This is a genomic window from Bacillus sp. UNC437CL72CviS29 (assembly GCF_000482345.1).
Taxonomy (GTDB): Bacteria; Bacillota; Bacilli; order Bacillales; family Bacillaceae_G; genus Bacillus_A; species Bacillus_A arachidis.
On record NZ_AXVB01000006.1, the window covers coordinates 157,908 to 184,707 of the forward strand.

Genomic DNA, 26,800 nt, shown 5'->3' on the forward strand with positions numbered 1-26,800 from the left:
TTCATTACCAATTAAGCTGCTCGCTTCTCTGAAAGTTCTTTTAGATAAGCTTGTCCTTTTGCTTCATCATATTGACCTTCCCACTTAGACATAACAACAGCTGCTAAAGAGTTACCAACTACGTTAACTGCTGTACGAGCCATATCTAAAATACGGTCAATACCTGCGATAAATGCTAAGCCTTCCGGCGGAATACCTACTGTGCCAAGTGTTGCTAACAATACAACGAATGATACGCCTGGTACACCCGCAATCCCTTTAGATGTCACCATTAATACAAGCAATAATGTAACTTGCTGCGAAATTGATAAATCAATACCATACATTTGCGCTAAGAAAATTGCTGCAATTGCTTGATATAATGTAGATCCATCTAAGTTAAACGAATAGCCTGTCGGAATAACGAAAGAAGTAATTGCTTTTGGACAACCAAACTTCTCCATTTTCTCCATAATTTTCGGTAAAACCGTTTCTGAACTTGCAGTAGAATATGCTAAAATAAGTTCATCTTTCAAAATCTTGAAGAATTGGAAAATATTAATTCCGAATATTTTCGCTGTCAAGCCTAATACAACGACAACGAAGAAAATCATTGCTCCATATACGACAATGAGCAATTTCCCTAATGGGATTAATGACGATAGACCAAATGTAGAAACTGTAACACCAATTAAAGCAAATACACCAAACGGTGCAAATTTCATAACTTGGTTCGTTACATAAAACATCGCATCTGCCACACCTTGGAAAAATTGAAGAACTGGTCTTCCTCTTTCACCAATTGCTGCAACGCCTAAACCAAATAGTACAGAGAAGAAAATGATAGCAAGCATATCACCATCAGCTAGAGATTTCACAATATTTGTCGGAACAATGTTTACAAATGTATCTGCAAAAGAGTGACTCTGTACTTGTTCTGTCGTGTGTGTATATTTAGAAATATCTGTCTTTGTTAATTTACTCATATCTACGCCTTGTCCTGGTTGGAAAATATTCGCTACCAGTAGGCCTACAACGATTGCAATTGTTGTAATGATTTCAAAATAAATAATTGTTTTTCCGCCTAATCGTCCAAGCTTCTTTACATCACCTACGCCAGCAACACCAACAACGATGCTCGCTACGACAATTGGTACAACAATCATTTTAATTAATCGAATGAAAATATCACCAATTGGTTGTAAGTATCCTACAACTGCTGTATTGCCATAAAAAATCGCCCCTACCGCAATACCCAGCGCAAGACCTATTAAAATTTGCCATGCAAGTCCAATTCTTTTCATACTTGCTGCAACCCCCTTCTTAGATGCTTTTACTCTATTTTTCTCGTTTGTTATGAAACAGTGAAATTAAGAGTATTACATATTATTCGACAATTCACTACATTTGTCCCTGTTTAAAATGATAAATCATAAAATTAAATCTGACAACAAAATAACTTTGCATGAATACAAATAATTTTCTTGACAAAAACAAAACCCATGTCAGAAAACCTAACATGAGAACGATTCCTCACTAGTGATTTATAGGTTTCAAAAAAACGATTTCATTATGAAAAATGCCAACATTTCTCACTCGTTTCACATCAAAAAAATTTTTAAATCCGATTTTGGATCCCATTACATAGTTTCAAACTGATGACAAACTCCTCCAAATCATGCTAAATTCCGACAAATCTTAGCAATTTTATAAAATTTCCTTTACATTATGATTACAACAATAGACACTCTTCTTCTCCTTATGATATATACATTCATAGAGAAGGGAGCTAGACAACAATGAAGAAGAAATTTGCAGCTTTCAGCGTTTTAGCCGCAGGGACTATTTTTGTTTCTCCTTTGCTATCACCAGCATATGCAGAAACAAGTCAAGATAAATTATCTAATATTCAAGCCGAGTTAGAAGGCAATCAACAAGAATTACAGGACAAATCAGCAGAGAAAGAACAAATTGAAAAAGAAATACAAGAATTACAGAAAAAAATCGATGATTTAACGACTTCTATTAATAAAAACGAAACTGAATTAAACGATACAAAAAAAGAAATTAGTAAAACACAACAAACAATTGCTGAAAAAAAGAAACATATTGAGCAATTACAAACTAATATTGACACTCGCCAAGATGTCATTAAACAACGACTACAATCTATGCAAGAGAAACCACGAACAAACATCATAACTGAAGTATTGATGAACTCAAACAATTTTGCCGACCTTGTCGATAATGTGTATTCTGTTAGTTTAATTTTAAATAACGACACAGACATCGTAAAAAAGCAAACAACTGATCAAGAAACTGTAAAGGCAGAAAAAGAGGCCGTTGAAAAAATAGAACAACAACTAAAAGAATCCGAGCAACAATTGGAGCAAAAACAACAAGAACTTCAGAAAAACCAACAAGAACAACAGACACTTATTAACGATTTACATACCAAAGTATCAAAAGTAGATTCTGAGATTGAAGGATTAGAAGAATCAAAAAGTATTTTAGAAAATCAACGTCAAGCTGTTCAAAAGGCGATTGAAGAAGAAAAACGCGCAGAAGAAGCTCGGAAAGCTGAAGAGGCACGTAAGGTAGAGGAAACTTTGAAACAAGCTACTACATCTTCAGAAGCTGCTCCAACACCACAAGATACAAACAAAGGTGGATTTATTAAGCCAGCAGCCGGTTCAAAAACATCTGGATTCGGCGCACGTTCTTTAGATAACCATAAAGGAATTGATATCGCTGCTTCCGGAACAGTTCCAATTATTGCAGCTGCTGATGGCGTTGTCATTCGTTCCGAGATGTCATCCAGTTACGGAAATGTCGTGTATTTATCACATCGTATCAATGGTAAAACTTATACAACAGTATACGCTCATATGAGCAGTCGTTCTGTATCGAACGGACAAACTGTAAAACAAGGCGAACAATTAGGATTCATGGGAAACACTGGCCAATCTTTCGGACAGCATTTACACTTCGAACTTCATATCGGTGAATGGAATGTAGGTAAAACAAATGCCGTTGATCCTTCTCCTTATATCGGATTATAAATAAAAAACTCGGTGCATACCGAGTTTTTTTATTTATGTCCAAATTATATTCTTTATTATAAGCCCCTTTGTTTTTAACACTTTATAGGCATTTTACATAAACTAAAACAAAATGCCTATTCATCTGGGGGGATACACATGAATATAGAACAACAAGCAGAACTACAAGAAGCCAAAGAAACATATGTTGGCCGATTATTTACGCTTGGTAGTGCGATCCTATTTTTAATTGGTTCCGTTATATCAATTGCTACAGCTTATAAGACATATACTCGTTTATTACAAACATCTACATCACAATAAAGTGAAACTTTAACCAACGAGAGTATTACTGTCCGCGAATAGCGGGATAAAATAAAAAGGCAGGGAATCCCCCTCGCCTTTTTATTTTGTAAACATTTGAAACACACCAATTGCATTCAAAAATACAATTACTACTGTTACTGGAATAATATAGCGTAACAAGAAAAACCACACGTTAAATAATGTTTTTCCTTTTGTTTCTGTAACTTCTAACTCCTTCATTAATAAATCTTTACTCATTTTATTTGGCACAAACAATGAAATCGCTAGTACTCCTAACGGCAGCAATACATTACTTACCGTAAAATCTACTAAGTCAAAAAATGTTTTCCCAAAGATTTTTACATCACTCATAACACCAAATGATAGAGCACATGGAATTCCAACGGCAAAAATGAGTAATCCGATAATAAATGATGCTGAAGGACGTTTCTTCTCATTATCTTTCGCTACAGACGCGACAACAATTTCAAGCATCGAGATTGCAGAAGTTAAAGTTGCAAAGAAGAATAAAATTAAAAACATAATAAAGAAAAATTGTCCGAATGGTATTTTCGCAAATACAGCAGGAAGAACGATAAACAGTAATCCCGGTCCTTCTGTTGGTTTAACCCCCAATGCAAAGATCGCCGGGAAAATCGCTAAACCTGCAAGTACTGTAATAAAAACAGTTAAACTTACGATGGATGTTGCTGATTTCGCTAAATGCTCCTCCTTCTTTAAGTACGAACTATACGTTACCATCACAGAGGCTCCTACCGTTAACGAGAAGAAAGATTGTCCCATCGCATATAAAATCGTATCTGCTGTTAACTTTGAAAAATCAGGTTTTAAGAAAAACTCTACCCCGGCCCATGCGCCATCAAGTGTAAGAGAACGGATAATAATAGCAATAAACAAAATAAATAATAGCGGCATCATATACTTACTTGCTTTTTCGATTCCTTTTTCTACACCTTTACTTACAACGAAAATAGTACAAAGCATAAAGATCAGCTGAGCGCCTACTGCACTAGCAGGATTCGAAATTGTTTGTTCAAACAATTTTCCATATTCAACTGCCCCGCTCCAAAAATCCCCTGTCACACTATAATATAGATATAATAAAATCCATCCACCTACGACGCTATAAAAGGATAATACACTAAAACAAGTAACAACGCCCATACGACCAATCCATGGATATAATTTACTATTTGGTACTAACAATTTATATGCAGTAACCGCTTCTTTTTGTGTACTACGACCTATAACAAACTCAGCTATAAGAAGAGGCATACCAATAAACAAAGTTAATAATAAGAAGACTAGGAAAAATGCTCCTCCTCCACCATTACCTGCAACGTATGGAAATTTCCATATCGCTCCAAGTCCTACTGCGGCTCCGGCTGCTGCGAGTACAAAACCTATTTTCGACGTCCATTGCTGTGTTTCTTTCATGATAAAATCCCCTTTTCTGAATATTTACACTTTTATTAATTATACACTTTCATTTCATACTCGCACACCTCCTTTAGAAAATAAAAAAGTCCCCTACACGCTACTATGCATGTAGAGGACGATATATGTAATAGAATACCGTGGTACCACCTCAATTGGATTAAACAATCCCACTTGTTCAGGTACAGGAAACATCCGATACCCTATCCTTTTAACGGCGGAACCCGGGCTGCCTACTAAAATGTTCAGCATACCTCTCGCAAGCCCATTCTGTATATTTTATCGTACCGGGCTCACACCTTATCCCAGCTCTCTGAACGCATCAAATATACGTACTCTTCTTGCTCATCGATTTCATATATTGAAGTTACTAGTGATTATAGAGTAGATTGCTATGTTTGTAAAGAAGTATTTAATCTATTCTTTTATATCCCCTTTCATCTAACTCTTGTAAAAATCTTTCCCTTTTTTGCGGATTTTGAATGTACTCAGACTTCAACACTTCTTGTAATAAAATGTGCTGTCTTCTTTTTTCTAGAGACAATTTCTTCACCTTCATTCTCGCCTCATATAAAAAATCAAGGTACCCTTCATACACATCATCATATTTTTCCGCAATATCATCTCGAATTTTTTTCGCAAGTTTTGGACTTGCACCTCCAGTAGAAACAGCAACATTGAGCTTCCCTCTATGAATAGTCGCTGGAAAATGAACATTTCCACTTTCAGGGTTAGTAATTACATTAACAAGCTGGTTTAATGATGCATCTTGTGCAATATGTTCATTTAATATCGCATCACTTGTAGCTGCTACTACTAAAAATGCATCTTCTAAATCACTTTTTTCATAGTCCTTTTGAAACCAACGAATTTGCTTTGATTCTACAAGCTTCACTAAGCTCGGATCTAAATCATGACTCACTACAACTATATCCGCTCCTTCTTTTAGTAAAGGAGCTATTTTATATGACGCTACTCGTCCACCACCAATGACAATAACTCGTTTATTTGTAATTCGAACTGTAAGTGGATACACGTTCATCTCCCCTTAAAATTTCTTCCGTCTTCTGGATCAATACCTCTTGAAACACATGATTTCTTCCCAAATAAGGACTTACATATATATTCAAATTACTATAATTGCGAACTTCTCGTTCAATATGTTTCATTAGCAATCCTGTAAATAATAAATAAGGAAGAACGACGATGTTCTCATTAGCTCGTTTTACAACTTCTTTTAACTTTTCTTCAAATCGCGGTTCTGCTGCAGCTAAATAACATACTTCTACCTTTTTAACTTTCTCTTCTTTTTCAAACAAAGAAGCAATACGTTTCATATCTTCTAATGCCCTAGGATCACTACTTCCTCTTGCGACAAGTAATAAAGTCACTTCGCTTTCAGAAACTTTAATGCCACTTCCCTCGTACGTAGCTGATACAAGGGGTTCTGAAACACCAAACGGATTTCCATAAGTAATTGCAATGTGCGGATATTTATTTTGCAGTTTTTTCAATTCATTTGGAATATCTTCTTTCACATGCCCTGCTGCTAATAAAAAAACAGGAACAACAACAACTTCTGTTGCTCCTCTTCTTACACAAGCGGCAAACCCTTCTGAAATAGAAGGCCTTGTTAACTCTAAAAAGCACAGCTCTTGAATAGGAGCTGACACACGATTCATACAAGAAGAAACAAAATCTATTGCTTCCTCTTTCGCCTCTCGGAGCCTACTTCCATGGCATATATATAATACAGCTTTCATTTTATAACACTCCACTTACTGGATACGTAGTATCAGCCTGTTGTTCAAACCAATGAATTTTTTCACGAAAACGAACAACTTCCCCAATCACAATCATACTCGGATTTTGAATCTGCTCATTCCCGGCAATCGTTACAATTGTTCCCAACGTTCCTGTAATAGTTCGCTGAGATGATGTAGTTCCCCACTCCACAATAGCAACAGGTGTATCTTCCTCTTTTCCATGTTTCAAAAGTTGTTCACATATATAAGGAAGATTACTTACTCCCATATAAACAGCAAGCGTGTCGACCCCTTTCGCTAAGTTTTCCCACTTCACTTCTTCTTCAGCACCATCTTTTCGATGCCCTGTCACAACAGCAAAACTCGCGCTCGCGTCTCGATGAGTAACAGGAATACCTGCATATGCTGAAGCAGCAATCCCAGCTGTAATACCAGGTACAATTTCAAATGGAATACCTTGCTTCGCTAATACTTCAGCTTCTTCTCCCCCTCTTCCAAATACAAATGGATCCCCACCTTTTAAGCGCGTTACAATTTTCCCTTTTTTCGCATATTTAACAAGAAACGCATGAATTGTTTCTTGTTTCATCGTGTGATAGTTTGGGAGCTTCCCGCAATATATTAAATCTGCATTTGGCTTTGCATAAGAAAGTAATTCTTTATTTACAAGACGATCATATAAAATGACATCTGCTTGCTTGATACACTTGACTCCTTTTACAGAAATTAAATCTGGATCTCCCGGCCCTGCGCCAACAATATATACTTTTCCCATCATCTCTCCTCATTTCTACTATAAAGTGAAACTTCCATCCCTATTACGAATGGAAGTTTCAATATATACCCATTTTGATTTACTGACATTTACGTCATGACTATAAAGAACAAAGTGGGATTTCCACTCGTTTTCTACCAACTTTCCAATATTTTGTATTACGACGTCTCTTGCTCATGAATGACAAATGCTGCCCCTTTTCGAATCTTCTTTTTTTCATATAGAGAGATTTCCTTAACTTCTGGCAGCGGTAAAAAATACTTCTCTAATTCTACTTCCACAAGTCTAAATGCCTGTTCTTCACTTTGTGCAACAACTACTACAGGAATAACACCATTTTCCAATACTGCTTCAAAACGATATAAATCCATATTGCCCTCCCCCCTATGATGCAATCACTTCTTCTAAAATAACATTTAACGCGGATTGTAAATCTTCTATACCAATGCGTCCAACAAACTCATAAAATGTTTCAGCTGGCAGTTTATGCTCTTTAAAATATGTTAAAAATGATACAAGAACATTTGGAAGGTCTTCCCCATCAATTTTCCCTTTTAATTTTTGGTTATAGACGCCACCATCTAATAACGTACCACCTACATAAATTTCAAACGCTTCCACAATTCCTTTTTCTTTCGTTTTCAATTTCACCCCTTGCAAACCAATGTCTGCAATTTGTCTTTGCCCACATGAATTTGGACACCCTACCATATGAATACGAACCGGAACATCTAAAACAAGCTGCGTATCTAAATAATCTGCAATATTACGTAGTCTTTCTTTCGTTTCCACTAATGCAAGGTTACAATATTCAATCCCTGTACACGATACTGCATATCCTATAAAAGATTTTGGACTTGCAGAAATAGATTCAAATAAAGGTTCTTTTAACAGTCCCTCCACATTTTCTTTCGTAATATTCGGAATGATTAAATTTTGGGAATTACATGTACGAATCTCTCCATTTCCGTACTGTTTCGCAATTCTAGCAATTTCAAAGAACTCCTCAGAATGTAAACGTCCAACAGGTACGTTAAAACCAACGTATGATAAATCACCTTGTTTTTGCTTATGAACACCGTAGAAATAACCCGCGTTCCACCCTTTTAAAGCATCTTTTCCTTTATCATGTAAAGGCCCTGTATATTCTAATAATTTGTCTTTAAATTTTTCCGGTCCCCAATCGGCAACTAAGAATTTCAAACGTGCTAAATGTCGTTTTTCACGATATCCGAAATCACGGAAAACTGTAGCAATTGCAATCGCTACTGTTTTCACTTGCTCAGGAAGGATGAACAAATCTAGCTCTTGCGCTAAATACGGACGGGCAGATAATCCTCCGCCTACTCGTAAATGAAATCCTTCCACTGTTTTTCCATCAATCTCTTTTGTAGCTGGAATAAAGGCAGCACAGTTAATTTCAGCATTTGCTGCATTATATACATTTGTGCTGATTGACATTTTAAATTTTCGAGGTAAATTCGAGAATTCTTCATTATGTTGGAAGAACTCATACACTTCTTTTACAATTGGTGCTGTATCAAATAATTCGTCACCATCAATACCAGCAAGAGGATTCCCAATGATATTTCTTGTAATATCACCGCAAGCTCCAGCTGATGATAATCCTACTTTTTCTAATCGGTCAAAAATATCTGGTATTTGACCAATTTCAAGCCAATGGAATTGAATCGCCTGCCTTGTAGTAATATCCAGAACATCACGACCATAATCTTCCGCAATCGAAGCCAATACCTCCACTTGTTCATTCGTTAAAATACCAGAAGGAATATTCACGCGCATCATAAAATATCCCGCTTCTTTTGGCCGCTGTAAATATAACCCCGCCCATTTAAATGAATCCCATTCTTCTTTTGGAATAGAATCAAATCCATGTTCAGCATAATACGGAATCGCTTTAAAAATTTCTAACCCGTCTTTTTCTAATTTCTTTTTCTCTGTAGCATTTAACTTTTCATTGTTTGCCCACACTTTTTCATAACTCATTTTTATTCCCCCTATATAAAGCTACGCTCTTGTAAGTAACCAATAATTTGTTCTGCACATTGTTCGATTGAATAAAGATTTGTTTCTACTACCACTTCTGCCTCTACAGGCTCCTCATACGGCGAATCAATACCAGTAAATTGCTTAATATCGCCTTGCCTCGCTTTTTTATAGAGTCCTTTCGGATCACGTTTCTCACATTCTTCTATTGGACACTTTACAAACACTTCGATAAATTCGTCCGTTTCAAGAATATCGCGTACTTGCTGACGATCCACTCGGAATGGTGAAATAAATGCTGTTAATACAATTGTCCCTTGATCTACAAATAACTTCGCCACTTCACCAATACGACGAATGTTTTCTGTCCGATCACTTTCGGAAAAGCCCAAATCTTTATTTAAACCATGACGAATATTATCGCCATCGAGTACATAATTCCCTATATTTCTTTCGAACAACTTTTTAGCAACCACATTGGCTACTGTTGATTTTCCAGAAGCTGATAATCCAGTGAACCAGAGCACAAAACTGTGGTGATCACTTTTCTTCCGTCTTTCTTTTTTTGAAACAGATGCTGTATGCCAAGTAATATTTCTTCCCATCTTACTCTCTCCTTATTTTGTAACGACTTCTTTTTGCAAACCACGAATTAATATTTCTATCACCTCTTTACGGCTAAATGTACTTGGCGGAATTTCTCTATTTCGTAACATCTCTCGTACTTTTGTACCAGATAAAATAACATGGTCATCTTTACTATGTGGACACGTTTTCGTAGAAGCCATCGCTTCACATTTGGTACAGTAAAAACTATGTTCAAAAAAGAGTGGTGTAATCCCTAACTCATCTACTGTAAAGTTCGCAAAAATCTCTTGCGCTTCGTACGTGCCATAATAATTACCTACCCCCGCATGATCACGTCCGACAATAAAGTGTGTACAGCCAAAGTTTTTTCTAACTAGCGCATGAAATATCGCTTCACGTGGTCCCGCATAACGCATTGCCGCTGGAAAAACACTTAAAAAGACACGATCACTCGGATAATAATTTTTCAACAGCACTTCATAACTTTCCATACGCACATCAGCTGGAATATCATCTGATTTCGTTTCACCAACAAGCGGATTCAAAAATAAGCCGTCTACAATCTCCAGTGCAGACTTTTGAATATACTCATGTGCACGGTGGACAGGGTTTCTTGTTTGAAAACCTACTACCGTTTTCCAACCTCGCTTTTTAAATTCTGCACGAGTTTCGCTTGGATCTAAGTGATAAGAAGCAAACTTATCATTTTTAAAACGCTTTACAAGCGTGATTGTTCCTCCAACATAAATATTCGGTCTATCATATAATTTTTTCACACCTGGATGGGCAATATCAGTGGTTTTATAGACAAGCAACGCTTCTTTCTCTTTATCCGGTGTAAAAATATCTTCTATTTGAATGGCACCATACGTGATTCCCTCTTTGACAAGACGAACCTCTTCACCAATTTTTAATTGCTTCGCCTTTGCTTCCGTTATTGGTAGTGTGATAGGGATACTCCATACACTCCCTTTTACTAGGCGCATTGTTTCTATTACAGATTGATAATCCTCTTTCCCTAAAAATCCTGTAAGGGGGCTATAACCACCTACTGCAAGAAGCTCTAAATCACTTAAAGCCATTTGGTCTAATTCAATTTCTTTTGTAACTCCCTTTATTTCATATGATTCATCAACGCGATTTACTAATATGTTTGTTTTACTCATTTTCCTGTCCGCCTCTTTCACATATATTTAAAAGTGCTTAAATTCTTATTGATAATGAAGGCCACATTCCGTTTTCGACTTTCCAGCCCATCGTCCGTCTCTGGAATCTCCTCCTTCTCCAATAGGCAATGTACATTTTTCACAACCTATACTTGGATACCCAACGTCGTGCAGCGGATTATACGGTAAATGATGCTTAAATACGTAACGCCACACTTCCTTCCACGTCCAATGAATGAGTGGACAAATTTTAATAGATTGAAAGCGATGATCTTGATTGATAAATCTTGTATGTTTACGTGTTTCAGATTGTTCCCTTCTTAGTCCCGATATCCAAGATTTCCTACTTGATAAAGACTCTTCCAGCGGTAAAATTTTTCTTAATTTACAACAAAGATTGGGATTATGCTCCCACAGATTATCCCCATGCTCCTTTGCTTGCTCTTCAAGCGTTAGCGAGGGTTGTTTTTCAGTAATTTTGAGATTCGGAAACCTTTCGCGCACTCGCTTAATTAAATCGTATGTTTCTTGAAAATGAACGTTTGTATCCAAAAATACAACGTTTGCAGATGGATTTACTTGATTTATAAGATGTAGTAACACCATCCCCTCTACACCAAAGCTACATGCGTATACAATATCATCCTCATAATGTTTATAAGCCCATTCTAATACTTGTAATGCTCCCTTCGTTTCATCTTCCTCAGAAAAAGAAATGAAATCCTCTTTCCACGTTTCATACGTCAGCATGTTATTTCCCCCTATAACACAAAAAGACGGTTTTAACCTAATAAAATAGATTAAAACCGCCTCTAGTTTTTCTAGTCAGCGCTTTTTACTTTAAGCGTACTTTTTCACTTTTCTCAAGCTGAATCACTTTTCCATCTTGCACAACAATTGTAATGGAACCATATTTCATACCTGCAAGCATCGTTTGAATTTTCTCAGCTACTTCGTCAAAATGTCCACGTACTCCCACGAACAGCCCCCCTTTTTATTCATAAAAAAAATCTTTTCCATTTCGAAAAGACTGTTCGGTAATATATTTTACCTTATCTTTCAAAATGGATGCCATTTTGCTGGACTTAGCACCTTGCTTTCATAAGCAGGTTGCTGAGCTTCGTAGGGCCAGTTCCCTCCGCTTCTCTTGATAAGCTTTGTATCTGTATTTTATCATAATTCTGATTTTTTTCAATCCTAGTTTTCCGATATATTTTATATTTTTTCTTTTTTAAAGGAGTTGCTCAGTCTAAGCAACTCCTTCTTATTGATTACACAAGCTCTTTTATGTGTATGCGATCGTTCCCAATTATATTTTCATATGTTTCACGTTCAACAACAACTTGCGACTCTCCATCTTTTGCAAATACTACAGCTGGTCTACGAATGCGATTATAATTGTTCGCCATAGAATATCCATATGCTCCTGTACAAGAAATTGCTAACAGATCTCCTGGAGCAACTTGTGGCAATTCTATATCCCAAATAAGCATATCCCCACTCTCACAACACTTTCCAGCAATTGAAACAACTTCTTCAGCCGCTGCTTTCCCTCGATTTGCTAAGATCGCCTCATAACGTGCTCCATATAAAGCTGGTCTTAAATTATCTGTCATTCCACCATCGACTGACACATATTTACGAATACCAGGAATATTTTTTACAGCTCCTACTGTATAAATTGTTGTTCCTGTATCCCCAACGATACTACGACCTGGTTCAATCCATATTTCAGGAAGGGGATAATTATTTCGTGTAAATTGTTCTCTCACTGCATCAGTGACAGCATGCACATATGTTTCAAGTGTAAGTGGTGTATCAGCTTCCGTATATCGAATCCCAAAACCTCCACCGACGTTTAACACCGTTACAACATAACCAGTCTGTTCTCTTATTTCTTCTAAAAAGTTATACAATACTTCAATCGCCCGAACAAATCCTGCTGTTTCAAAAATTTGTGACCCAATATGCGAATGAATGCCTAACACATTATAATTTGATTTTCCTAACGCTATTTGAATTGCCTGCATTGCCTGGCCAGTAGAAACCCCAAAACCAAATTTCGAATCATCTTGCCCTGTTGTAATATATTCATGCGTATGTGCCTCTACCCCAGGTGTAACTCGAATTAATATATTTACAATTTTTCCATACTGCTGTGCTAAATCATGTAATACTTCCATTTCAAAGAAATTGTCTACTACAAAGCATCCAATATCTGCTTGTAGTGCCATTATGATTTCTTCTTCGGTCTTATTATTACCATGAAAATGAATGCGCGATGCAGGAAAGCCCGCCTGCAGAGCAGTATACAATTCACCGCCAGAAACAACATCTAACGACATATTTTCTTCACGAGCTACTCGGCACATCTCCATGCACAAGAACGCTTTACTTGCATACGCTACTTGATAAGAGAATCCACTTTCCTGGAAAGCACGATGAAACGCGTGACATTTTTCACGAATAGAAGCCTCATCGTATACATAAAGTGGTGTTCCATATTGTTTAGCTAGTTGCGCTGTATCGCATCCTCCAATTTCTAAGTGTCCTTGCTCATTGATTCGGCTTGTGCCGTGTAAATACATTTGAATTCCTCCCTTATTCCCTCTACAACTTATAACCCCAGTCTTCTATTCATTGCAGCACGCTTTTGGATAAACAAAAAACGCGCGGAACAATGTTCACACGCGTTTCTTATTAGGAATCATATATCATGAAAAAATAAACGAGTTGTTATCTTCTCAAATAAGAAACCGCATCAACATCTCCAAATAGCTCTCCATAAAATAAAATTTTATGACAGTACTACATTTATTCAATGTAGTCCCAATATATGAATGATGTGGTCAATCTTATATTTCGGCAATAGTCCCTTTCAATCTATGATCACAGATTCCACTAAATCTCCCATAGCTTACTCTTTCCTATCGCGGCCTCTACCTTTGAGAGTAGATGAGGTAATACTATTTAATTTTCAAACAGCTTATATTGGTATTAACAATACCAAACGAATAATTTATTTGTCAAACAATTTTTTACATTAATTTTTTACAATTTAATTTCGTATCATTCGGCAAGCGCTTTATATCTATTTTTTTCACAGTCCATTCTCCCTCATCATTATCAAACGTAATTCTTATTTTTTCAAATGGCGGAAGCACCTTTCCCCTTTTAACTTCATATTTTGTCACTTCAATTACAGCTTGAAATACATATGTACCACTATAAATTTTTTTTAAACTCACGATTTTGGGACAATCATATGGCTTTAGTTTTCCATAATTCTTTTCAATCGCAGCGTTTATTTTTGGAAACAATACAGAATAGAGGGCATCCTCCATTAAAGGTACATCATATTGTGCTGCAATCGCTGCTGGAGAAGAAAATAATATAAAAACACTACATAATGCTAAACAAAGTAACTTTTTCATTACAACCTCCATATTCTTACGCAACGTTTTCATCCCATTATTTTAATCAATGGATCAGCATCCATGAATTAAAGTTTCATTTTATTTTCTCCCACTTCTCTTTTTCTACTCGATTATTACAAAAATCATCCACAATCCCGCTTTGTTCTCGTATAATAGTACACATAGTATAATAATCATAATCATATAGGGCTGTTCGTATATATAGTGAAACTTCTATTCAGTAAGGTACAATCACTATAACTGTCATAAGTATAGGAGAGGAGTATATTATGTTACAACATTTGTTCCCAAAATTACGATTTGCACTTGTTGCAGTCGTTTTATTATGGATCAAAACATATATTGTGTACAAGCTAGCCTTCGATATTAAAATTGATAGCTTCTTCGAAGAAATGATGCTTTTGTTTAATCCAATTGCTTCATTGCTTTTATTTTTTGGTCTAGCTTTATTAGCATCAAAATATCGAAATCGAATTATTATTGGAATAAGCTTTTTGCTGTCATTTATTTTATTTGGAAATGCAATGTTTTATGGATTTTATAATGACTTTGTCACATTCCCTGTTCTATTCCAAACAAATAACATGGCTGATTTAGGAACAAGTATTAAAGAACTATTTACGTACAAAACATTACTTCTATTTGCAGATGCGATGATCTTAATTTTTATTTCACGTAAGTTCCCGAACTTTTGTGATAACACACCACTGTCCCGCTCTGAAAAACGAACCTTTTTTAGTGGTGTAACAGCTCTATTAGCATTGCAAGTTATTGTTTCTGTCATTCATAAGCCACAGTTATTTTCACACTCTTTTGATCGTCAAACTGTTGTGAAAAATCTAGGTTTATACACGTATCACCTATTTGACATTACACTTCAGTCTAAATCTTCTGCAGAGCGTGTATTTGCAAGTGGAGACGGTTTTTCTGAAATTAAAAACTATGTGAATTCAAAAGATAAACAAGTTGATAAAAATTTATTCGGAGCTGCAAAAGGAAAGAACGTCATTTTAATTTCAATGGAATCCACACAAAATTTTGTTATCAACAAAAAAATAAATGGAAAAGAAATTACTCCATTTTTAAATCAATTTATAAAAGATAGTTATTACTTCGATAACTTTTATCATCAAACTGGACAAGGAAAAACATCCGATGCCGAATTTATTGTAGAAAATTCATTATACCCATTAGACCGCGGCTCTGTATTCTTTACGCATGCAAAAAATGAATACACAGCAACTCCTGAACAGTTAAAAAAATACGGATATTATTCCGCTGTATTTCATTCAAATGATAAAACCTTTTGGAATCGGGATGTAATGTATCCAGCACTCGGATACGATCGTTATTTTAACCTCAATGATTATACAGGAACAGAACAAATGTCTGTTGGTTGGGGACTAAAAGATAAAGAGTTCTTTGAACAATCGATTTCAAAGCTTAAATCCTTGCCACAACCGTTTTACACAAAATTTATTACATTAACAAATCATTTCCCATTTCTTTTAAATCCAGAAGATCAATACATTAATGAGTATAATTCTGAGAGTGGTGTATTCAATCGTTATTTCCCAACCGTTCGCTATACAGACGAAGCTCTTAAACTATTTATCAATCGATTAAAAGAAGAGGGGCTATATGATAATTCAGTTATAGTTATTTATGGAGATCATTATGGTATTTCTGAAAACCATAATACTGCGATGGCACAGTTTCTCGGTAAAGAATCCATAACTCCATTTGATTCAATGCAGCTGCAACGTGTACCACTTATTATTCACGTTCCTGGTCAAGAAGGAAAAATCATTCCCAAAGTATCTGGACAAATCGATTTAAAACCAACATTGCTCCATTTACTTGGTATCAAAACAAACCAATCCATTGAATTTGGTACTGATTTATTTATAAAAAATGAAGATCCACTTATGATTATGCGTGATGGTAGTTTCGTAACAAACGATTATGTTTATACAAAGAATATGTGCTATAAAAAAAGCACAGGTGAACCTATTGATTCAGCAATTTGCCAGCCATATATTGAAAAAGCAAAAACAGAATTAAATTATTCCGACAAACTTATATATGGAGATTTATTACGATTTGATCCTAACAATACATATAAAACAGGATCAATGATAACTAAATTTGAATAAATTTCAAAGAAACCTCAAATGATAACAACTTGAGGTTTCTTTTTTCTTAATTAAATCTTTACTCTTTCATAAACATGACGATCTTATCTAGCACCCCTCTCTCTCCCTTAGCTCAACCCTCACTTTATCGAATCCCACCATTAAGCTAAATGAGGGTTTCACGTTATGAAATCTTTCACAAAATGGGAATTTTTTCGTACGTCGAAAGAAATTTATGTTATGATAAAATAAGTAAACTTTCATACACTAATTAAGAATTTATTACAGAAAGCAAGGGATCAGATTTTGTATAGAGCAGCAATTCCAAACTTATTTACGCTCGGAAATTTATACAGTGGATTTTTATCAATCGGCTATGCATCTTTAGGGTATTATAAACCAGCTGCTATTTTAGTACTAATCGGGATGATGTTAGATAGTCTTGATGGTCGGGTTGCTCGTTTATTGCGTGTTGATTCACAAATGGGAAAAGAACTTGATTCACTAGCAGATGTTGTAACATTCGGTGCTGCGCCTGCGGTTTTAATGTACTACACCTCCTTTTCCAATTACGGAATTATTGGACTATACATAGCAGGACTATTCCCCCTATTCGGAGCATATCGCTTAGCAAGGTTCAATGTAACGCCATCCTCTACTTCTATGAAGTATTTCACTGGTGTTCCTATTACTGCAGCAGGAGGACTTGTTGCCTTCTTAACATTGTTTTCAAATACCATTCCAAAAATCGTCCTCATTACGGTATTTGTAACGTTTGCATTTTTAATGGTAAGTCGTATTCGAATCCCAAGTTTAAAAGATGTACCAATTCCACGTTACAGCATTATTGTTACGCTATTTTTAATTGGTAGTATTTATACAATGTATAAAACGAGTTTTGGCAACATTTCAGTATTTCTATTCATTGCTATTCCACTTTATATTTTGTTTATGTTATCTCAATTTCTTAGACAAAGGCCATCTCATAAAAAACGAGCAAATAAAGAAAAATAGCAAGAACCCTTCCGAATTCGGAAGGGTTCTTGCTATTTTGTAACTAATACTTTTTGTTTCACAGGTGTTAATGGTTCCTCTCCTTCTAATACAGCTAAAATGTTACGTACTGCCATTTCAGCCATAGCGTCACGTGTTTCAAACGTTGCGTTTCCAACATGCGGAGTAAGAACAACATTTTTCAGTCCCTTTAATCTCTCTGTAATTTTCGGTTCAAACTCAAATACATCAAGAGCCGCCCCTTCAATTTCATTTGTCTCTAACGCATGAGCAAGCGCTAGTTCATTCATAATTGGACCACGTGCTGCATTTATGATATATGCTGTTTTCTTCATCATTTTAAATTGTTCTTCATCAATCATATGATGAAGACTTGGATTATACGCACAATTAATCGTAATAAAGTCTGCTGTTTGTAATAGTTCTTCTAATGTTACATATATTGCTTCTAATTCACTTTCTGCCTCATCCTTACGGTTTGGTCCTGTATAAATCACATTCATTCCAAATGCTTTTGCACGTTTCGCAACTGCTTTTCCAATTTCACCAAGGCCGATGATTCCAATTGTTTTCCCATATATTTCTCGGCCTAGGAAAAAGAGTGGTGCCCAGCCATTAAATCCTACAGTACGACATAATGTATCCCCTTCTGGAATTCGTCTTGCAGCTGCTAAAAGAAGGGCAAATGTTAACTCTGCTGTTGCTTCTGTTGAAACTTTTGGTGTATTTGTAACTGTAATTCCTTTTTCTGCAGCATACATATAATCGATATTATCGTAACCCGCACCATAGTTGGCAATGATTTCCAAATCAGGTGCTACATCAATTACTTCCTTTGTTACCTTTGTTGAAAGTAAACTTAACAGTGCATCTTTTTCCTTTACTCGTTCTGCTAGTTCCTCTACACTAATTAATCCTTCCTTATCATACATTTCCACATCATGATTTTGTAATAATTGTAGTCCGATTTCTGGAATTTTTCCTGCCACTAATATTTTCGCCACTAATAAGCACCTCTTCTATTTAAAAATGAAAACTCCTTTATATTTTATTGTAAGAAATCTATATCAAAAAAGCCAAGAAATTTGATTACAGTTCCGAAAACTGACACTTTTCCACATAATAAAAGAGGAGATCGATATCTCCTCTTTTATTTATTGCTCTTCACTAGATTGTTTTCCAAGCTTTACATCAATCGTTCCTTCTGCTACCGTATCACTAATTTGTTCTTGCACTACAGAATCAACTTCCTCGTTCGTTTGGGAAGCATAACTTTGATTCGTCACTTTCATGTTCTGTTTGTTGTTTTGTTTTGTCATTTCAAACCCTCCTTTATCATTCTTTTTTATTTTGAGCAAAAAGAAAGGTTTTCATCACAAAATCATTTTTACTTTGAAACAGTTACCGATTCTTCTTCAAGCAGCTTCATCTTCCTCACCCGTTTTTCAAATGTAGCAACATGAGAAATACCATGATTACGTAATGTTTTCACATTTTCCCGGATATAATTTCCTAAGTCATTTGGGTAATGAGCATCTGATGAAAGAGTAATCGGTACTTTATGCTGCGCTAACGCTTGTAAATAAAGCGGACTTGGACACATCTCTCGAACAGGATAACGATAATATAATCCAGCATTTACTTCCGTTGCTGTATTTGTTTCTATTAATGCCTTAGCAATTCTTTCGTAATATGGAATCTGTACATTTTCATCTAATCGATAATTAAATACTTTTATATTATCAAGGTGCGCTACAATATCAAATAATCTCGAACGAACTGCCTTTTCTACTGTTGTGAAAAAGGCACCATACAATGTATTTAGCTGATGATTTTCGAAATATTCTTTCGTATCTGGGTTATCAAATCCCCATCCATCAATAAAATGGACAGAACCAATTACATAATCCCAATCTCCTAATGCTAACAAATCTTCTAGCTCTCTCTCTCCATCAATAAAATAATCCGCTTCAATCCCAAGGCGCAGTACTACTCCTCTTTTTCTCCAACGCTCCTTTGCCTCTTGAATTGCTTTTGTAAAATCAGAAATGGAAGCTACCCGCACTTGATCTAGCCATTCTTTCTGCAGTCGACCGAGCTTTGAATCACTAATGTCTACATATTTTTCGTAATACTCTTTTGCCTCATAAAAGCGATAGAGATGATCAACAATCCCCACTTCTTTTATTCCTTTTTGCAGTGCTTCTTCTAAATATAAATCAATCCATTCCGCTGTAAACGGACCGTCTTGCACACGCTTTTGCAAACGTTCTTGTGTTTTCATGAGCCATTCAATAGAGTGCTTTTCTTCTTTGAGTGGTTGAAAATGTTCTAGCGATTCATTTATTCTCGCCAACCATCCTATTGAATACGGACCTTCTTCTAAATGAAGGTGATAATCTACTTTCATACTCTTCCCCCCTTATAATGTATCAATTTCTTTTCGTTCCCCTGTTTTTGAGAGCTTTCCTTGTCTCTCTTTCACTTCTTCTAACACATCTTCTAATGGAATATTTTTTGTGGCTAGTAAAACAAAGCAGTGATAAATCACATCGACCATTTCTTTTATAAGTTCTTCTTTATCATCGTTTTTTGCAGCGATCACAACTTCTGTACACTCTTCCCCTATTTTTTTTAAAATCTTATCTTCACCTTTTGTAAATAAATAACTTGTATATGATTCCGAAATTGGACTTTCTTTACGCTGCTCAATAGTTTCATATAAAGACTTCAGTACGTCTTCCATCCTCAGATCCCCCTATATGATTTTATAATGAAAGCATGTTTTCTCTCCTGTATGACAAGCTGGTCCTACTTGCTTAACCATAATTACAATCGAATCTTGATCACAATCTAAATACAGAGATTGAACATACTGCATGTGCCCAGACGTTTCTCCTTTATTCCATAACGCTTGCCGCGAGCGTGAATAAAACCATGTTTTCTTCGTCTCTAACGTTTTTTTATATGCTTCTTCATTCATATATGCTAACATCAAAACTTCTTTTGTTTCTTCTTCTACCACAATAGCTGGCAACAATCCCTTTGAGAAATCAGGCGTCATATTCTCACCTCAATTTTCCCTTCTTGTAATTTTTTCTTCACCTCTTGCACTGTTGCCTCACCATAGTGAAAAATAGAGGCTGCTAATGCTGCATTTACCGATGTTTTTTGAAACACCTTTACAATATGTTCCGCGCTTCCACATCCTCCTGATGCAATAACTGGAATCGAGACAGCTTCTGAAATTGTTTTAGTCAAACGAATATCATAGCCATCCTTCGTCCCATCTGCATCCATACTCGTAAGTAAAATCTCGCCAGCCCCTAACTGTTCTACCTGCTTTGCCCATTGTACAGCATCAATTCCTGTATCAATCCGTCCACCATTTACATATACGTTCCATTTATTTTCTTTTACTTTCCTTGCATCAATTGCGACAACAATACATTGGGAACCAAAATGTTCGGCTCCTTCCCCAACTAATTTTGGATTTCGTACTGCCGCTGAATTAAGTGAAACTTTGTCCGCACCTGCTCTTAGCAAGGCATATATATCTTGAATAGTGGAAATCCCACCCCCAACTGTAAGCGGAATAAACACTTTTGACGCCGCTCTCTCTACAACATCTATAATTGTTTTTCTCCCCTCATGCGTCGCCGTAATATCTAAAAAAACAATTTCATCTGCACCTGCTTTATTATACAAATCAGCTATTTCAACAGGATCACCAACATCTTGTAATCCTACAAAATTCACACCCTTTACAACACGGCCATCTTTCACATCTAAACATGGAATGATTCGCTTCGTTAACATATCTTTGTCACCTGCAATGCCTCTTCTAAATCAATTGTTTTTTCATATAACGCTTTTCCGATAATAACGCCATAGACATTCATATCGTTTAACTTCTGTATATCTTGCAATGAGCATACGCCGCCTGATGCAACAATACGGATCGCCACCGCTTTCTGTAGTAATTGCAGTTGCTCGAAGTTCGGACCCTCTAACGTACCATCTTTTGCAATATCTGTAAAAATGATTGTTTGCACGCCGGCACTTTCCATTTTCTTCGCAAGGTCAATATAAGAAATTTCAGACACATCTAACCAGCCTCTTGTTGCAACAAAACCATTTTTCGCATCAATACCAACAATAATATTTTCTCCATATAAACGAACTGCTTCTTCTAAAAAAGGACGATCGTACAATGCTGCCGTTCCTAAAATAACTTTTTCTACTCCTACTGACAGTAACTTTTCAATCGTTTTAAGAGAGCGTATTCCTCCGCCTACTTGAACCGGAATTCGAACTGCTTTACATATATCCTCAATTACAGAAAGATTCATTGATTGACCTGCAACCGCCCCGTCTAAATCAACAATGTGTAATGTTCTTGCACCTAATTTTTCAAATAATAATGCTTGAGCAACTGGATTTTCATTCATAACTTTTTCCTTATTAAATTCTCCTTGATAAAGCCTAACACACCGCCCTTGTTTTAAATCGATAGCTGGGAAGATTTCCATGATTCTACCACTCCTTTAAAGTTTCTTAACATTTGTATTCCGATATCACCGCTTTTTTCAGGGTGAAACTGCGCTCCAAATATATTCCCTTTCGCAACAATCCCTGGAATATCAATCTTATAGTCACTACTACCACATACAATCTCACTTGGACAATCTACATAATAGGAATGAACATAATACACAAATGAACCATTTTCTACTCCATTCCACAGCTCCATTTCCCGTTTCTTCTTTAATTGATTCCAGCCCATATGCGGTATTTTATAAGGGACTTTCAGCTTTCGAACTACTCCTGGCAACAAACCTAATCCTTTTGTTCTCTCTATTTCTTCACTTTCTTCAAATAAAATCTGCATCCCTAAACAAATACCAAGTAGTGGTTTTCCTTGTGCTCCAATTTCTTGAATTACTGAAACGAGATCTTTTTCCTGCAAAGCAATCATTGCTTTTGGAAAAGCTCCAACTCCTGGTAAGATCACACCGTCACTTTGTAATATCTTCTCTTTATCATCTGTTACAATATGCTTAGCCCCAATACGTGTTAACGCCTGTTCAACACTGCGAATATTCCCCATTCCATAATCTACAATTGCAATCAATTACAACAGTCCTTTCGTAGAGTTTACACCAACAATTTTGTCATTTTTGTCCACCGCTTCACGCAGTGCACGTCCAAACGCTTTAAATAACGCTTCAATTTTGTGATGGGTATTACTTCCATATAATATTCGAGCATGTAGTGTGATATTGGCAGCGTGGGCAACCGCTCTAAAAAACTCCTCTGTCAGCTCTGTATCAAAATCTCCTAACTTAGGATTTTTCAATTCACCTTGAAAGACATGATAAGACCTTCCGCTTATATCAATTGCTACAAAGCCTAATGCTTCATCCATTGGTACATATGCCGCTCCGTAACGATTAATCCCTTCTTTATTTTGCAGTGCCTCTTTCAAACAATTTCCAAGTACAATACCAACATCTTCAACAGTATGATGAGCGTCAACAAACACATCACCTTCTGCTTCGATTTGCAAACCAAATCGTCCATGTCTTGCAAACAAAGTTAACATATGATCAAAAAACCCCACACCTGTTTGAATCGCAACATTTGTACTTTCATCTAGTTGTAAACTCAGTTTGATTTTTGTTTCTGTCGTTCCTCGTACTTGACTTGCCTCACGCATTATTTCTCCTCCTCAAATCGAATTTGTATTGCTCTTGCATGCGCATGTAGTCCCTCTTTATCAGCGAGCGTTGTAATATGATGTTGAACGTTTTGTAACGCTTCTTTTGTATAGGATACAAAGCTCGATTTTTTCACAAAATCATCAACCGATAACGGTGAAAAGAAACGCGCCGTTCCGCTTGTTGGCAGTACATGATTGGGTCCTGCAAAATAATCTCCAAGTGGCTCTGGTGCATACGGACCAATAAAAATCGAACCCGCATGCTGAATATATGCCAAAGCGTTCATCGGCTCTTTTATGTGCAACTCTAAATGCTCCGGTGCTATTTCATTTGACAATTGAAACGCGTGCTCTAGCGAAGGAACAACGAGAATTGCTCCGTTTCTTTCTATTGATTCACAAGCTATTTCACTTCTTGGCAATTCCCGAAGTTGCTGCTTTATTTCTCTTTCTATCTCTTTAGCAAGTTCTACACAAGTTGTAATACAAATCGCTGTTGCTCTCACATCATGCTCAGCTTGAGATAATAAGTCCGCTGCGATAAAAGACGCATTTCCAGTTTTGTCAGCAATTACAACGATCTCAGATGGTCCAGCAATCATATCGATATGAACAACTCCAAATACCTCACGTTTTGCAAGAGCCACATATATATTCCCTGGACCGACAATTTTATCAACTTTCGGAATCGATTCTGTCCCATATGCTAATGCTCCTATCGCTTGTGCACCACCTACTGTATAGATTTCATCTACACCGGCAATTTCAGCAGCTGCTAAAATATGTGGATCTATTCCCGCTTTCCCTGGCGGTGTTACCATTACAACCTTCTGAACACCGGCAATTTTAGCAGGTAATACATTCATAAGTACAGATGACGGATACGATGCAGTTCCTCCTGGTACATATACACCAACTGTTTGCAATGGTCTAATCAGTTGCCCACGAATCACACCCTCATTTTCACAATCTAAAAAGGATTGTCTTTTTTGTTTTTCATGGTATGAGATGATGTTTTCCTTTGCGCATTGCAATGCTTCTAGAAATGAAGATTCCACATATTTACTCGCTTTTTCAACTTCTTCTTTTGCAACACGTAATTTTTGTAATTCAATTCCATCAAAAGTTTTTGTATAAGAAAATAGTGCCTCATCTTTCCCTTTTCTCACACCCTCAACAATTTCCCTTACGCGTATCTGTACAGTTTCTTCTATTATATTAGCCTGTTCTCTTAACTGTTTTATTCTCTTCAACGCTTCCGTGTAGTTTTCAGATATTACTTCCACCCAGAGTCCCCCTTTATTTATCTGCAGTGATGACACGCTCCATTTTATTTATAATATTGAATATTTCGTCTTTTTTTGTTTTTAAAGCAGCTTTATTTACAATCATGCGAGCTGATATTGAATACATTTCTTCAAATACAATCAATCCATTTTCTTGTAATGTTTTTCCCGTCTCTACAATATCAACAATCGCATCTGCTAATCCAAGAAGTGGAGCGATTTCTACTGAACCTTCTATTTTAATAATTTCTACATCTTCTCCCTTATCTCGAAAATAACCGGAAGTAATATGCGGATATTTTGTAGCAATTCTCTTTTTTCGATAGCCTTTCGGATTATATGTCGGAATAGAAGCGACACAAAACTTACAACATCCTACTTCTAAATCAACCATTTCATATATATCTTTCTCATATTCCATTAAAATATCTTTTCCAACAATACCTATGTCTGCAACACCATGTTCTACATATGTTGCAACATCAACCGCTTTAACAAGAATGAACGAAATATTAGCATTTTCACTTTGAAAAACAAGTCTTCTTCCTTTATCTTTCAGCTCCGAACAATCTATACCGATTTTTTCAAAAAGCGGGATAATATGTTCCTCCAATCTTCCTTTCGTTAACGCAATTTGAATGTTACGCATGAAGTTTCTCCTTCTTTCTGTATCACCCATTTTTCTTTCCACATATATTCCACTAATGCTTTTCCAGTCGCTTCAATCACTTTTGTAATCCCATTCTTCTTCGCAAACTGAAATGTATCTTGCAAATTCTCAAACATAGATAACTCCACTTTCCAACCATCTTTCTGAAGTAAACCACATAGTCTTTCTGCTTCTGCTATCCGATCCAAAGAATAATGAATGATCATATCTAATTTTTTTCGTTTGAATTGTTTTTGCTGTTCTTGTAATATCCGGACAATTTGATTTACTTGTACAGCCAATCCAACTGCTGGCATCGGTTCCCCAAAATTACCAAGCAATTCATCATATCTTCCGCCACTAACGATTTCTCCTCCAACATCATATATATATCCTCTAAAAATAATTCCTGTATAATAATGCAAATGTTGAATCATTCCAAGGTCAATCGAGATATACGAAGCATATCCTAATTTTTCAATCGTTTTATAAATTTCTTTAACCCGCGCAATCGCTTGCTTCATCTCATAATTCGAAGCAAGTTTTTCCGCTTCTTCAATTACTTCAAGTTTTCCGAATAATCTTGGTAACTTTTCAAGTAACTGTACAGTTTCATCACGTCGATCTAAGTTCCTTTCTTGTAAAAAACGGGATAGTTCTGCATAATTTTTACTTTCAATATACGTACGTAAAAGCGACTCCTCCTCTTCTCCAAATGACAGCTTTTTAACGATACACTTGTATAACTGAACTTGCCCTAATTCTATTGTAAAAGATTGAATCCCCACAGCTTGAAGAGCGTGAATTGCGCTTACGATACATTCAATTTCAGCACGTATATTATCTATCCCAATTATTTCAATACCTGTTTGAATGATTTCATTGTATTTTCCAGCTAGCGACTCGTTCGCTCGAAACACATTCCCACTATATGTTAATTTCACTGGTGCCTCCTCACCATGAGTTCCTATTACTCTTGCAAGTGGGATTGTCATATCAGGTCTTAACACGATAATGCGTCCTTGCTGGTCAAAGAACTTATACATTTTCTCTTCATCTATCGGACGATTCCGAAAAGAAAAGACATCATAAAATTCAATCGTAGGCGTTCGGATTTCCTCATAGCCTCTTTCTAAAAAAGTACGTCGTAATTTTTGTTCAACTTCTTCTATTAGCGTACACTCTTCAAATACATAATCTCTTGTTCCATCTGGATTTGCTCGCTTCCATTTTGTCATACCGATTCACACTCCTTTAAGCTCTCATCAGTAAATTTCCCCTTTTAATATATGCCCACCATAGCAATCATGAACAAAATAAAAAGGGCCTTGTAGAAAAAATACCTACAAGGCCCTTTCATAGGGTGTAGGTACAACGGGACTAACCCTTGTACCTACACGTTGTTCACGCTAGGTTCAAGGGTTTATGTATGATGATGTAGTTGTGTAAGCATATTAATAGATTGTAATGT

At 36.2% G+C, this 26,800-nt stretch carries 29 protein-coding genes, 2 riboswitches and 1 other annotated feature; of the genes, 4 read left to right on the forward strand and 25 right to left on the reverse strand.

The window, feature by feature from the left end:
- Positions 1-11: 11 nt before the first annotated feature.
- On the reverse strand, positions 12-1,283 hold the full coding sequence (gene gltP / locus M014_RS0108110) for a glutamate/aspartate:proton symporter GltP (RefSeq protein WP_026591270.1): 1,272 nt from the start codon (positions 1,281-1,283) through the stop codon (positions 12-14).
- A gap of 495 nt (positions 1,284-1,778) precedes the next feature.
- Here gltP and M014_RS0108115 point away from each other — a divergent pair, with 495 nt between their 5' ends.
- Together M014_RS0108115 and M014_RS29585 are read left to right on the forward strand one after the other, a co-directional pair.
- The gene (locus M014_RS0108115) at positions 1,779-3,041 is read left to right on the forward strand and encodes a murein hydrolase activator EnvC family protein (RefSeq protein WP_026591271.1); all 1,263 of its coding nucleotides are present in this window, start codon (positions 1,779-1,781) and stop codon (positions 3,039-3,041) included.
- A gap of 138 nt (positions 3,042-3,179) precedes the next feature.
- Entirely contained in the window at positions 3,180-3,344 is a 165-nt protein-coding gene (locus M014_RS29585; RefSeq protein ID WP_170833661.1) for a hypothetical protein, read from the forward strand.
- Positions 3,345-3,425: 81 nt separating this feature from the next.
- Here the strand turns inward: M014_RS29585 and M014_RS0108125 are convergent, their stop codons facing one another.
- From M014_RS0108125 to M014_RS0108180, 12 genes are all read right to left on the reverse strand, one after another.
- Positions 3,426-4,784, reverse strand: coding sequence for a sodium-dependent transporter (locus tag M014_RS0108125; protein ID WP_026591272.1), 1,359 nt, complete (start codon positions 4,782-4,784; stop codon positions 3,426-3,428).
- A gap of 111 nt (positions 4,785-4,895) precedes the next feature.
- Positions 4,896-5,142: a binding site (T-box leader), on the reverse strand.
- Positions 5,143-5,196: 54 nt separating this feature from the next.
- Positions 5,197-5,820 (reverse strand): NAD(P)-binding protein, encoded by a 624-nt coding sequence (locus M014_RS0108130; RefSeq protein ID WP_026591273.1) that lies wholly within the window; start codon positions 5,818-5,820, stop codon positions 5,197-5,199.
- Positions 5,789-6,547: a sirohydrochlorin chelatase gene (locus M014_RS0108135; RefSeq protein WP_026591274.1), complete on the reverse strand. Its 759-nt coding sequence runs from the start codon at positions 6,545-6,547 to the stop codon at positions 5,789-5,791. The genes M014_RS0108130 and M014_RS0108135 overlap by 32 nt, the downstream gene beginning before the upstream one ends.
- A gap of 1 nt (position 6,548) precedes the next feature.
- The gene (gene cobA, locus M014_RS0108140) at positions 6,549-7,325 is read right to left on the reverse strand and encodes a uroporphyrinogen-III C-methyltransferase (RefSeq protein ID WP_026591275.1); all 777 of its coding nucleotides are present in this window, start codon (positions 7,323-7,325) and stop codon (positions 6,549-6,551) included.
- Between the two features lie 158 nt (positions 7,326-7,483).
- On the reverse strand, positions 7,484-7,696 hold the full coding sequence (locus tag M014_RS0108145) for a DUF3906 family protein (RefSeq protein WP_026591276.1): 213 nt from the start codon (positions 7,694-7,696) through the stop codon (positions 7,484-7,486).
- A gap of 13 nt (positions 7,697-7,709) precedes the next feature.
- Positions 7,710-9,332 (reverse strand): nitrite/sulfite reductase, encoded by a 1,623-nt coding sequence (locus M014_RS0108150; RefSeq protein ID WP_026591277.1) that lies wholly within the window; start codon positions 9,330-9,332, stop codon positions 7,710-7,712.
- A gap of 11 nt (positions 9,333-9,343) precedes the next feature.
- Complete coding sequence (cysC, locus tag M014_RS0108155; protein WP_026591278.1) at positions 9,344-9,937, reverse strand: adenylyl-sulfate kinase; 594 nt, start codon at positions 9,935-9,937, stop codon at positions 9,344-9,346.
- Between the two features lie 12 nt (positions 9,938-9,949).
- Positions 9,950-11,086, reverse strand: a complete 1,137-nt coding sequence (sat, locus tag M014_RS0108160; protein ID WP_026591279.1) for a sulfate adenylyltransferase — start codon at positions 11,084-11,086, stop codon at positions 9,950-9,952.
- 45 nt (positions 11,087-11,131) lie between these two features.
- Positions 11,132-11,836, reverse strand: a complete 705-nt coding sequence (locus M014_RS0108165; protein ID WP_026591280.1) for a phosphoadenylyl-sulfate reductase — start codon at positions 11,834-11,836, stop codon at positions 11,132-11,134.
- Between the two features lie 85 nt (positions 11,837-11,921).
- Positions 11,922-12,065: a YezD family protein gene (locus tag M014_RS28090; protein ID WP_081810990.1), complete on the reverse strand. Its 144-nt coding sequence runs from the start codon at positions 12,063-12,065 to the stop codon at positions 11,922-11,924.
- A 70-nt stretch (positions 12,066-12,135) separates the two neighbouring features.
- A riboswitch (SAM riboswitch) is annotated at positions 12,136-12,243 on the reverse strand.
- A gap of 114 nt (positions 12,244-12,357) precedes the next feature.
- Positions 12,358-13,674 carry a diaminopimelate decarboxylase gene (gene lysA, locus M014_RS0108175; RefSeq protein ID WP_026591281.1) on the reverse strand — a complete coding sequence of 439 codons (1,317 nt, stop codon included), beginning with the start codon at positions 13,672-13,674 and terminating at the stop codon, positions 12,358-12,360.
- Positions 13,675-13,853: 179 nt separating this feature from the next.
- Positions 13,854-14,036: riboswitch (Lysine riboswitch) on the reverse strand.
- 88 nt (positions 14,037-14,124) lie between these two features.
- Entirely contained in the window at positions 14,125-14,520 is a 396-nt protein-coding gene (locus M014_RS0108180; RefSeq protein ID WP_026591282.1) for a DUF3888 domain-containing protein, read from the reverse strand.
- A 272-nt stretch (positions 14,521-14,792) separates the two neighbouring features.
- Between M014_RS0108180 and M014_RS0108185 the strand changes: the two genes are divergently transcribed.
- Together M014_RS0108185 and pssA are read left to right on the forward strand one after the other, a co-directional pair.
- Positions 14,793-16,679: an LTA synthase family protein gene (locus tag M014_RS0108185; RefSeq protein ID WP_026591283.1), complete on the forward strand. Its 1,887-nt coding sequence runs from the start codon at positions 14,793-14,795 to the stop codon at positions 16,677-16,679.
- 285 nt (positions 16,680-16,964) lie between these two features.
- A complete protein-coding gene (gene pssA / locus M014_RS0108190) occupies positions 16,965-17,672 on the forward strand; it encodes a CDP-diacylglycerol--serine O-phosphatidyltransferase (RefSeq protein WP_026591284.1) in 708 nt (235 codons plus the stop codon).
- Between the two features lie 32 nt (positions 17,673-17,704).
- Here the strand turns inward: pssA and M014_RS0108195 are convergent, their stop codons facing one another.
- From M014_RS0108195 to hisZ, 12 genes are all read right to left on the reverse strand, one after another.
- Positions 17,705-18,676, reverse strand: a complete 972-nt coding sequence (locus M014_RS0108195; protein ID WP_026591285.1) for an NAD(P)-dependent oxidoreductase — start codon at positions 18,674-18,676, stop codon at positions 17,705-17,707.
- Positions 18,677-18,826: 150 nt separating this feature from the next.
- Positions 18,827-18,991: a DUF4025 domain-containing protein gene (locus M014_RS28095; RefSeq protein ID WP_081810991.1), complete on the reverse strand. Its 165-nt coding sequence runs from the start codon at positions 18,989-18,991 to the stop codon at positions 18,827-18,829.
- A 68-nt stretch (positions 18,992-19,059) separates the two neighbouring features.
- Entirely contained in the window at positions 19,060-20,082 is a 1,023-nt protein-coding gene (locus tag M014_RS0108205) for a histidinol phosphate phosphatase domain-containing protein (RefSeq protein WP_026591286.1), read from the reverse strand.
- Positions 20,083-20,094: 12 nt separating this feature from the next.
- Positions 20,095-20,418 carry a phosphoribosyl-ATP diphosphatase gene (gene hisE, locus M014_RS0108210; protein ID WP_026591287.1) on the reverse strand — a complete coding sequence of 108 codons (324 nt, stop codon included), beginning with the start codon at positions 20,416-20,418 and terminating at the stop codon, positions 20,095-20,097.
- Positions 20,419-20,430: 12 nt separating this feature from the next.
- On the reverse strand, positions 20,431-20,736 hold the full coding sequence (hisI, locus tag M014_RS0108215; protein WP_026591288.1) for a phosphoribosyl-AMP cyclohydrolase: 306 nt from the start codon (positions 20,734-20,736) through the stop codon (positions 20,431-20,433).
- On the reverse strand, positions 20,733-21,491 hold the full coding sequence (gene hisF / locus M014_RS0108220) for an imidazole glycerol phosphate synthase subunit HisF (RefSeq protein WP_026591289.1): 759 nt from the start codon (positions 21,489-21,491) through the stop codon (positions 20,733-20,735). Before hisF ends, hisI begins: the two co-directional genes overlap by 4 nt.
- On the reverse strand, positions 21,485-22,204 hold the full coding sequence (gene hisA, locus M014_RS0108225) for a 1-(5-phosphoribosyl)-5-[(5-phosphoribosylamino)methylideneamino]imidazole-4-carboxamide isomerase (protein ID WP_026591290.1): 720 nt from the start codon (positions 22,202-22,204) through the stop codon (positions 21,485-21,487). The genes hisF and hisA overlap by 7 nt, the downstream gene beginning before the upstream one ends.
- Positions 22,177-22,806 carry an imidazole glycerol phosphate synthase subunit HisH gene (gene hisH, locus M014_RS0108230; protein ID WP_026591291.1) on the reverse strand — a complete coding sequence of 210 codons (630 nt, stop codon included), beginning with the start codon at positions 22,804-22,806 and terminating at the stop codon, positions 22,177-22,179. The genes hisA and hisH overlap by 28 nt, the downstream gene beginning before the upstream one ends.
- Positions 22,807-23,391, reverse strand: coding sequence for an imidazoleglycerol-phosphate dehydratase HisB (gene hisB, locus M014_RS0108235; protein WP_026591292.1), 585 nt, complete (start codon positions 23,389-23,391; stop codon positions 22,807-22,809).
- On the reverse strand, positions 23,391-24,680 hold the full coding sequence (gene hisD, locus M014_RS0108240; RefSeq protein WP_026591293.1) for a histidinol dehydrogenase: 1,290 nt from the start codon (positions 24,678-24,680) through the stop codon (positions 23,391-23,393). Before hisD ends, hisB begins: the two co-directional genes overlap by 1 nt.
- A 13-nt stretch (positions 24,681-24,693) precedes the next feature.
- Entirely contained in the window at positions 24,694-25,329 is a 636-nt protein-coding gene (gene hisG / locus M014_RS0108245; RefSeq protein WP_026591294.1) for an ATP phosphoribosyltransferase, read from the reverse strand.
- Positions 25,305-26,567 (reverse strand): ATP phosphoribosyltransferase regulatory subunit, encoded by a 1,263-nt coding sequence (hisZ, locus tag M014_RS0108250; RefSeq protein ID WP_026591295.1) that lies wholly within the window; start codon positions 26,565-26,567, stop codon positions 25,305-25,307. Before hisZ ends, hisG begins: the two co-directional genes overlap by 25 nt.
- Between the last annotated feature and the right edge of the window lie 233 nt (positions 26,568-26,800).